We start from the raw sequence: 10,548 nt of genomic DNA, 5'->3' as shown, positions 1-10,548 counted from the left end.
GCGATTCCGTCGCCATTGTGGAGTGGGTACGGCGGATCGGTCGCGGCGGCTTTGTGGACGCTGCCGCCACCGGTCCCGCCGGGCCGCCGACCCGGGCGCCCCCGCCCAGCCTGGGCACCTCGCGACGACGTCCCTGCTAGGGGCGGCCCTAGGGGCGTCGTAGGGGTTGTGACCCGCCTCCGCGGACAATTACCTTCCTCACCGTAAGTGAGACCTGGTGGGCGCGGGACAGTGCAATTCATGGTCACGCCGAACGGTATTGGGTCGCCTGTTTCTCCGGCCCGAAAAGGTGGCGCTGATGGCGACTGAGGACACCCTCCGGGAATACCTGAAATGGATGACCGCCGACCTCCACCAGACCCGGCGCAAGCTCGGCGAGTTGGAGGCCGCGCAACGGGAGCCGATCGCCGTCGTCGGCATCGGCTGCCGGTTCCCCGGCGGGGTGCGGTCACCGGAGGACCTGTGGCGGCTGGTCGACTCCGGCGCCGACGCCGTCTCGGCCTTTCCCGCCGACCGGGGCTGGGACCTGGACCGGCTGATCCACCCCGACCCCGACCATCCCGGCACCTCGTACGTCGGCGAGGGCGGCTTCCTCGACTCGGCCACCGAGTTCGACAGCGGTTTCTTCGGCATCTCGCCCCGTGAGGCGCTCGGCATGGACCCGCAGCAGCGGTTGCTGCTGGAGACGTCCTGGGAGGCGTTCGAGCACGCCGGCATCGACCCGACGGCGCTGCGCGGGCACCAGGTCGGCGTGTTCGCCAGCACCACCGGCCAGGACTACGCGGCGCTGCTCCAGACGCCCCCGCCCGGCGTCGAGGGGTACGTGCTGACCGGCACCGCCGCCAGCGTCGTCTCCGGGCGGATCTCCTACGTGCTGGGCATCGAGGGACCCGCCGTCTCGGTCGACACCGCCTGCTCGTCGTCGCTGGTCGCGCTGCACCTCGCCGGCCAGGCGCTGCGGCAGGGGGAGTGCACGCTCGCGCTGGCCGGCGGCGCCACCGTCATGTCCACCCCGGCCGCGTTCGTCGGGTTCAGCCGCCAGCGCGGGCTCGCCGCCGACGGGCGGGTCAAGGCGTTCGCCGCCGCCGCCGACGGCACCGCCTGGGGCGAGGGCGTGGGCGTGCTGCTGCTGGCCCGGCTCTCCGACGCCCAGCGCCACGGCTACCCGGTGCTCGCGGTGATCCGGGGCAGCGCGGTCAACCAGGACGGCGCGTCCAACGGGCTCACCGCCCCCAACGGCCCCTCCCAGCAGCGGGTGGTGCTCCAGGCGCTGGCCAGCGCCCGGCTCGCCCCGGAGCAGGTCGACGCGGTGGAGGCGCACGGCACCGGCACCAGTCTCGGCGACCCGATCGAGGCGACCGCGCTGCTCGCCACGTACGGGCAGGGGCGGCCCGCGGACCGGCCGCTGCGGCTCGGGTCGGTGAAGTCGAACATCGGCCACACCCAGGCCGCCGCCGGTGTCGCCGGCGTGATCAAGATGGTGATGGCGCTGCGTCACGGCCGGCTCCCGGCCACGCTGCACGTCGACGCGCCCACCCCGCACGTCGACTGGACCGCGGGCGCGGTGTCGGTGCTGACCGAGGCGCTGCCCTGGCCGCCGGGCGAGCAGCCCCGCCGCGCCGGGGTGTCCTCGTTCGGCATGAGCGGCACCAACGCCCACGTCATCGTCGAGGAGGCCCCGCCCCCGTCGTCCGCCTCGGCCCCGTCGTCCGCCTCGGCCCCGTCGTCCGCCCCGGACGCGGCGGTCGCCGGGGACGGCCCGTCCCCGACCGCCGTCGCGCCGACCGGTCCGGCGCCGGTGACGGCCGCCGGCCTGGTGCCGGTGCTCGTCTCCGCGCGCGACGCCGCCGGCCTGGCCGCCCAGGGCGCCCGCTGGGCCGACTGGCTCGACGCCGACGCCGACGCCGACGCCGACGCCGGCCCGGACGTGCCACTGACCGACATCGGTTGGTCGTCGGTCACCACCCGGGGCGCGCTGGACCACCGGGCCGTGATCCTCGCCCCGGACCGCGCCGCGCTCCGCGACCACCTGCGTACCCTCGCCGCCGGCGGGACCGCCCCCGGCCTGGTCGCCGGCGGCCCGCGCGGCGGGCAGTTGGCGTTCCTGTTCAGCGGCCAGGGCGCGCAGCGGCCCGGGATGGGCCGCGAACTGGCCGCCGCGTTCCCGGCCTACGCCGACGCGCTCGCCGAGGTGTGCGCCGAACTCGACCGGCACCTGCCCCGCCCGCTCGGGCCGATCCTCGCCGCCGAACCCGGCACCGAGGACGCGGCGCTGCTCGACCTGACCCGGTGGACCCAACCCGCGCTGTTCGCCGTCGAGGTGGCCCTGGTCCGGCTGCTCGCGTCCTGGGGCGTCCGCCCGCAGCTGCTGGCCGGGCACTCGATCGGCGAGGTGGTCGCCGCGCACGTGGCCGGCGTGTTGTCGCTCGCCGACGCCGCCACGCTGGTCGTCGCGCGCGGACGGCTCATGCACGAGCTGCCGGCCGGCGGCGCCATGCTCTCCGTCACCGCGCCGCCCGCCGACGTCGACGCGCTGCTCACCGACGTCGCCGGGCCGATCGGCGTCGCCGCCGTCAACGGGCCCGCCGCCGTCGTGGTCTCCGGCGCCGAGGCGGCCGTCGCGGAGGTCGAGCGCCGCTGCGCGGAGCAGGGGGTACGCACGAAGCGGCTCGCCGTGAGCCACGCGTTCCACAGCCCGCTGATGGAGCCGATGCTCGCCGAGTTCGCCGCCGTGGTGCAGCGGCTGGAGCTGCGCGCGCCGACCCTGCCGATCGTGTCGAACCTGACCGGCGAGCTGGTCGACCCGGAGGGCATCCGCACCACCGACCACTGGGTGCGGCACGTCCGGGAGGCGGTCCGCTTCGCCGACGGCGTCACCCGGCTGCGCGCGCTCGGCGCCGGCACGTTCCTGGAGGTCGGGCCGAGCGGCGTGCTCACCGCGCTGACCCGCGACGTGGCCGGCCCGGACGTCAGCGCGGTGGCGCTGCTGCGGCGGGACCGGCCGGAACCCGCCGCGCTGCTCACCGCGCTGGCCGAGCTGCACGTCGCCGGCGTCACCGTCGGCTGGCGGGAGCTGTTCGCCGGCGCCGACCCGCGCCGGGTCCGGCTGCCCGGGTACGCGTTCCACCGGCAGCGGTTCTGGCCCGAGCCGCCTCCTCCCGCCCCCGCCGGTGAGCAGACCGGCGCGGACGCCGAGTTCTGGGCCGCGGTGGAACGGACCGACGTCGACGCCCTGCGCGACCAGCTCGGCGCGGTGGACACGCTGCTGCCGGCGCTGCCGGTGCTCTCCGCCTGGCGACGCGGCCGGCACGACCGGTCCGTGGTGGACGGCTGGACGTACCAGGTGCGGTGGCAACCGGTCGCCGTCCCGGAGGGTGACCGGCCGGCGGGCCGCTGGCTGGTGCTGCTGCCCACCGACCCCGAGGAGCGCGGCTGGGCGGACGACCTGCCCGGACTCGTCGACGACGCGGCGGTGCTGCGCCTCGGCGCCGACGACCTGGACCGGGCGGCGCTCGCCGACCGGCTGCGGGAAGCGATCGGCGACGCGCCGGTCGCCGGGGTGCTGCACCTGGTCGCCGGGCTGGACCGGCTGCTGCCCGCCCACCCCGGCGTCAGCGTCGCCGCCGCCACCACGCTGGTGCTGCTCCAGGCCCTCACCGACCTCGACCTCGACGCGCCCGTCTGGTGCCTGACCAGCGGCGCGGTCAAGGCCGGTCCGGCCGACCGGCTCACCCACCCGGTGCAGAACCTGGTCTGGGGCCTCGGCCGCGCCGCCGCCGTGGAACAGCCGCACCGGTGGGGCGGCCTGGTCGACCTGCCGGAGACCCCCGATGACGCCGGCCGGCGCCGCCTCGCCGCGATCCTCACCGGCGGCAGCGGCGAGGACCAGGTGGCCGTCCGCGCCGGCGGTGTCTTCGGCCGCCGGCTCGGCCCGGCCGCCGCACCCGAGCAGCCGGCCGGCGACCGGTGGGCCGCCGCCACCGTGCTGGTCACCGGCGGCACCGGCGCGCTCGGCGGCCACGTCACCCGCTGGCTGCTCGACCGGGGTGCCCGCCGGGTCGTGCTCGCCGGCCGGCGCGGCGCCGACACCCCCGGCCTGGCCCCGCTGCTCGACGAGCACGGCGCCGACGGGCGGGTCACCGCCGCCGCCTGCGACATGACCGACCGTACGGCCGTCGCCGCGCTGCTGGACTCGCTGCCCGACCTGACCGCCGTGGTGCACGCGGCCGGCACCGACCAGCTCACCCCGCTGACCGGCACCACCCTCGACGAGTTCGCCCACGTGGTCGCCGGCAAGGTGCTCGGCGCGCTGCACCTCGACGAGTGCCTCGCCGACCGGCCGTTGACCGCGTTCCTGCTCTTCTCCTCCGTCTCCGGCACCTGGGGCAGCGCCGGGCAGTGCGCGTACGGCGCCGGCAACTCGCTGCTCGACGCGCTCGCGGTGCACCGCCGCGACCGGGGCCTGGCCGCCACCGCCGTCGCCTGGACCGCCTGGGGTGGCGCCGACGGCATGGCCGCGAAGAACGCCGCCACCGAACAGTTGCACCGGATGGGACTGCCCACCATCGACCCCCGGCGGGCCCTGCTCGCGCTGGACCGGGCGATGGACCGACCCACCCCCGGCGTCACCGTCGCCGACGTCGACTGGAGTCGCTTCCACCCGGCGTTCACGCTCACCCGGCCCAGCCCGCTGCTGTCCGACCTGCCGCAGGTGCGGGCGCTCGCCGAGGACGAGGCGGCCCGGGACGCCGCCGCGCCGGCCGGCGTCGCCGAGCCGCTACGCCACCTGGCCGACCGACCCGAGGCGGAGCAGGAACGGGAACTGCTGCGCATCGTCGACGAGCAGACCGCCCGCGTCCTCGGCCACGCCACCGCCGACGACCTGCGCGGCCGACCGTTCAAGGACCTCGGCTTCGACTCGCTCACCGCGGTGGACCTGCGCACCCGACTGAACGAGGCCACCGGGCTGCGGCTGCCGTCCACCCTCGTCTTCGACCACCCCACCCCGGCCGAACTGGCCCGACACCTGCGGGAGACCGCCTTCGGCGCCGCGCCCGCCGCGTCCGCCGGTCCGACCCGCGCCGCCGACACCGACGAGCCGATCGCGGTGGTCGGGATGGCCTGCCGCTACCCGGGCGGGGTCAGCGGCCCGGCGGAGCTGTGGCGTCTGGTCGCCGACGGCGTCGACGCGATCGGCGGGTTCCCCGCCGACCGGGGCTGGGCCGTGCCCGCGCCGGACAGCGGCTACACGCCGGCCGGCGGCTTCCTGCCCGAGGCCACCGGCTTCGACCCAGCGTTCTTCGGTATCTCGCCCCGCGAGGCCCTCGCGATGGACCCGCAGCAGCGGCTGACCCTCGAAGCCGCCTGGGAGGTGCTGGAACGGGCCGGCGTCGACCCGACCGGCCTGGCCGGCAGCCGCACCGGCGTGTTCGTCGGCGCCTCCACCTCCGGATACGGGACCGGGCTGACCGAGGTGCCGGAGGGCACCGAGGGCTACCTGATGACCGGCGGGGCGCACAGCGTCATCTCCGGCCGGGTCGCGTACACGCTCGGGCTGGAAGGCCCGGCGGTCACCGTCGACACGGCCTGCTCGTCGTCGCTGGTCACGCTGCACCTGGCCGGCGAGTCGCTGCGCCGCGGCGAGTGCGACCTGGCGCTCGCCGGCGGCGTCGCGGTGATGGCCACCCCGGACACGTTCGCCGAGTTCTCCCGGCAGGGCGGCCTCGCCGCCGACGGGCGGTGCAAGTCCTTCGCCGCCGCCGCCGACGGCACCGGCTGGTCCGAGGGCGTCGGCATGCTGCTGGTGGAACGGCTCTCCGACGCCCGCCGCCACGGCCACCGGGTGCTGGCGCTGGTCCGCGGCAGCGCGGTCAACTCCGACGGCGCGTCCAACGGGCTGACCGCGCCGAACGGGCCGTCGCAGCAGCGGGTGATCCGGGCGGCGTTGGCCGACGCGGGGCTGTCCACCTCGGACGTGGACGTGGTGGAGGCGCACGGCACCGGCACCACGTTGGGTGACCCGATCGAGGCGCAGGCGCTGCTCGCCACGTACGGGCAGGACCGCGACACGCCCCTGCTGCTCGGCTCGATCAAGTCGAACATGGGCCACGCACAGGCCGCCGCCGGCGTCGCCGGCGTGATCAAGATGATCGAGGCGATGCGCCACGCGACCGTGCCGGCCACGCTGCACGTGGACGCGCCGTCGCCGCACATCGACTGGTCGGCGGGGTCGGTGGAGCTGGTGACCGAGGCCCGTCCGTGGCCGGTGGTGGACCGGCCGCGTCGGGCGGCGGTGTCGTCGTTCGGCATCTCCGGCACCAACGCCCACGTCATCGTCGAGCAGCCCGCCGAGCCGGTGGACGCCACGCCCGCGCCGACGGAAGGGCTGGTGCGGACCGACGCGGCGCTCTGGCCACTGTCCGCCCGCTCCGCCACCGCGCTCGCGCAGCAGGCGCAGCGGCTCGCCCGGCACATCCGCGAACACCCGGACCACGACCCGGCCGCCGTGGCCTGGTCACTCGCCACCACCCGCGCCGCGCTCGACCAGCGCGCCGCCGTCGTCGGTACGAACCGCGACGACCTGCTGGCCGGCCTGGACGCCCTCGCGTCCGGCCTGCCGTCCTCCGCCCTGGTCACCGGGACGGCGGGCGTCCACGGGCCGGGTCCGGTGTTCGTGTTCCCGGGTCAGGGTGGTCAGTCGGTGCGGATGGCGGCGGGTCTGGTGGGCCGGTGCGCGCCGTTCGACACGCGTCTTGCCGAGTGTCAGCGGGCGTTCGCGCCGTATCTGGACGTGGACCTGGTGTCGGTGTTGACCGGCGACGACGATGCCTGGTTGGGCCGGGTGGAGATCCTGCAACCGGTGTTGTTCGCGGTGGGTGTGTGTCTGGCGGAGGTGTGGCGGGCCGCCGGTGTGCAGCCGGGTGTGGTGGTCGGGCATTCGCAGGGGGAGATGGCCGCCGCGTGCGTGGCGGGGGTGTTGTCCCTGGACGACGCGGCGCGGGCGGTGATCCTGCGGGCCAGGGCGCTTGCCACGTTGGCCGGTTCGGGCGGGATGCTCGCGGTGGATCTGCCTGAGGCGGAGGTTGCCGCGCGGATCGAGGGTGTGTCGGGCACGGTGGTGGCGGTGCTCAACGGGCCGGGGCATGTGGTGGTGTCCGGTCCGCCGGACACCCTGGCTGATCTGCGGGAGTCGTGGGTCGCCGAGGGGGTGCGGGCGAAGCCGGTGCCGTTCGACTACGCCTCGCACAACCCGGCCGTGGAGCAGATCCGCGAGCGGATGCTCACCGACCTCGCGGGCTTGTCACCGCAGCCGGGGCACATTCGGATGGTGTCGTCGGTGACGGGGGAGTGGGCCGACCCGCAGGGCATGGACGCCGACTACTGGTACACCAACCTGCGCCAACCCGTCCGGTTCGAGCAGGCGGTGCGCACGGCGGTCGCGGCCGGGCACAGCACGTTCGTGGAGGTGTCCGCGCATCCGGTGCTCACGCTGCCGGTGACGGCGATCCTCGACGACACCGACACCACCGGCCACGCGCTGTCGACGTTGCGGCGTGGTGACGACGATCCGACGCGGCTGTTGACCAGCCTCGCCACCGCCCACACCATCGGCCTGCCCGTCGACCTGACTGCCGTGCTCACGCCGGCCGCCGTGGTCGACCTGCCCACCTACCCGTTCGGGCGGGACCGCTACTGGCTGTCGCGCGGCGGCACCGGACCGGCCGGCCTGCCGGCCGCCGGACTCGACGCCGTCGACCACCCGCTGCTGCACGCCGCCGCCGACCTGCCCGGCGACGACGGCCTGCTGGTCACCGGCCGGATCTCCCTGACCACCCATCCCTGGCTCGCCGACCACGCCGTGCTCGGCACCGTCCTGCTCCCCGGCACCGCCCTGGTCGAGATGGCGTCCTGGAGCGGACGCGCCCTGGACACCGCCCACGTCACCGAACTGGTCCTGGAAGCACCGGTGGTCGTCCCGCCGACCGGCGGCGTCGACCTACGGATCCGCGTCGGCGCCGCCGACGACGACGGATGCCGGCCGGTCTCCGTCCACTCCCACCTCGACGACGGCGGCGACGCCCCGGGCACCGGCCGGACCTGGCAGCGCCACGCCACCGGCCTGCTCGCCCCCACCCGACCGGTCACCGGCACCGCCGGCGGCGCCTGGCCACCCGCCGACGCCGAACCGATCCCGCTGGACACCCTCTACCCGCACCTCACCGAGCAGGGCTACCGGTACGGGCCGACGTTCCAGGCGCTGCGCGCCGCCTGGCGCAGCGGCGACGACCTCCTCGCCGAGGTCGCGCTCGACCCCGACGCGCCGGTCGACCCGTTCACCCTGCACCCGGCGCTGCTCGACGCCGCGCTGCACACCATCGGCGCCGACGCCCTGCACCGCGCCACCACTGCCGCCGCCGCACCCGCGAACGCGGCCGGGCCCGGGCTGCCGTTCTCCTGGACCGGCCTGGCGATCCAACCCACCCGGGCCCGCGAGCTGCGGGTCCGGCTCACCCCCACCGACGGCGCGGTCGCCGTCACCGTCACCGACACCGGTGGCACGCCGGTCGCCTCCCTCGACGCGCTCGTGCTGCGCCCGATCAGCGCCGACCAGCTCGACACCGCCCGCCGGGCCGCCGCCCGGTCGCTGCACCGCCTCGACTGGACCACCCCGGAGCCGGGCACCGCCCGCCCCACCCGGATCGCCGTGCTCGGCGACGCCGACGGATGGCCCGGCGTCGAGGCGTACCGGGACCTGGACGACCTGGTCGCGGCCGTGACGGGCGGCGCGGCCCGGCCCGACGCGGTGGTCGCCGTCCGCCCCGGACAGCGCGCTGACGAGCCCGACCCGGCCCGGGCCGCACACCTGGTCACCCACGAGACGTTGGCGCTGGCGCAGGACTGGCTCACCCGGGAACCATTCGCCGGCACCCCGCTGGTCGTGGTCACCCGGGGCGCGGTCGCCGTCGAACCGACCGACCGCCCCGCCGACCTGCCGGCCGCCGCCGCGTGGGGCCTGATCCGCTCCGCCCAGTCGGAGAACCCGGGCCGGTTCGTGCTGCTCGACCTCGACGACGACCCCCGCTCCACGGTGGCGCTGCCCGCCGCGCTGGGCACCGGCGAGCCGCAGCTCGCGCTGCGGGCCGGCCAGCTCCGGGTGCCCCGGCTGGTCCGCCTCGGCCCGCCGCCGCAGCGGCCCGAACCGGACCTGTCCACCGGCACCGTGCTGGTCACCGGCGCCACCGGCGCGCTCGGCCGGCTCGTCGCCCGGCACCTGGTCACCCGGCACGCCGTGCCGCGCCTGCTGCTGGTCAGCCGCAGCGGCCCGGACGCGCCCGGCGTCGCCGACCTCGTCGCCGACCTGACCGCGCTCGGCGCCACCGCGCAGGTCGTCGCCGCCGACGTCACCGACCGGAACGCACTGGCCGTGCTGCTCGACGAGATCCCCGCCGACCGGCCGCTGGTCGGCGTGGTGCACGCCGCCGGCGTCCTCGACGACGGCGTCCTGCCGGCGCTGACCCCGGCCCGGTTCGACACCGTCCTCGCGCCCAAGGTCGACGCCGCCTGGCACCTGCACGAACTGACCGAGAAGCTCGACCTCGCCGCGTTCGTGCTCTTCTCCTCCTCCGCCGGGCTGTTCGGCGGCCCCGGCCAGGCCAACCACGCCGCCGCGAACGCGTTCCTCGACGCGCTCGCCCACCACCGCCGGGCCCGCGGGCTCCCCGTCACGTCGATGGCGTGGGGGCCGTGGGCCAACCCGGACGAGCCCGGCGGTCCGCAGGGGCACGTCGACGAGCGGCGGATGACCCGCGCCGGCTTCCGCCCGCTCGGCCCGGACGAGGGCATGGCGTTGTTCAGCGAGGGCCTGCGGCACGACGAGCCGGCGATCGCGCCGGTCAACCTGGACCATGCGGTGCTCGGCCGGCTCGGACCGGCGCTGCCCCGACTGCTGCACGGCCTGGTCCGCCCCACCGGCGCGGCGTCGGCCACGACACCGGGCGCGGACGCGGCGACGGCGCTGCGCGACACGCTCGCCGCCACCGCCGAGTCCGACCGCGACCGGGTGCTCTCCGACCTGGTGCGCACCCACGCGGCGGCGGTGCTCGGCTACGCCTCGCTGCGCGACGTGGACACCGACAAGGGCTTCGTCGAGCTGGGCTTCGACTCGCTGACCGCGGTGGAGTTCCGCAACCGGCTCGCCGCCGCCACCGGGCTGCGGCTGCCGTCCACGCTCATCTACGACCGGCCCACCACCGCGGCCATGGTCGCGCACCTGCGCGGCGCGCTGCTCGCCGAGCGGAGCACCTCCGCGCTGTCCGTGCTCGGCGAGCTGAACAAGCTGGAGACGGCGATGCGCGCCATCGCCGCCGACGACACCGACCGCGCCGCCGTCGCCGCCCGGCTGCGCGAACTGCTGTCGCTCTGGACGTACGCCGAGAGCGCCACCGACGGCACCGGCGCGGACGACGGCAACCTCGGCTCCGCCAGCGCCGAGGAACTGTTCCACCTGCTCGACGACGAACTCGGAACCGCCTGAGATGCCCCGGACCT

Annotated in this window: 1 protein-coding gene; it reads left to right on the top strand. The window is 76.5% G+C overall.

The window, feature by feature from the left end:
* Positions 1–298 precede the first annotated feature (298 nt).
* Positions 299–10,534, top strand: coding sequence for a type I polyketide synthase (locus CO540_RS05185; RefSeq protein ID WP_099164597.1), 10,236 nt, complete (start codon positions 299–301; stop codon positions 10,532–10,534).
* The last annotated feature ends 14 nt before the right edge of the window (positions 10,535–10,548 follow it).

Source organism: Micromonospora sp. WMMA2032 (assembly GCF_002688545.1).
Taxonomy (GTDB): Bacteria; Actinomycetota; Actinomycetes; order Mycobacteriales; family Micromonosporaceae; genus Micromonospora; species Micromonospora sediminicola.
This window is presented reverse-complemented; position numbering and strand designations above follow the sequence as displayed.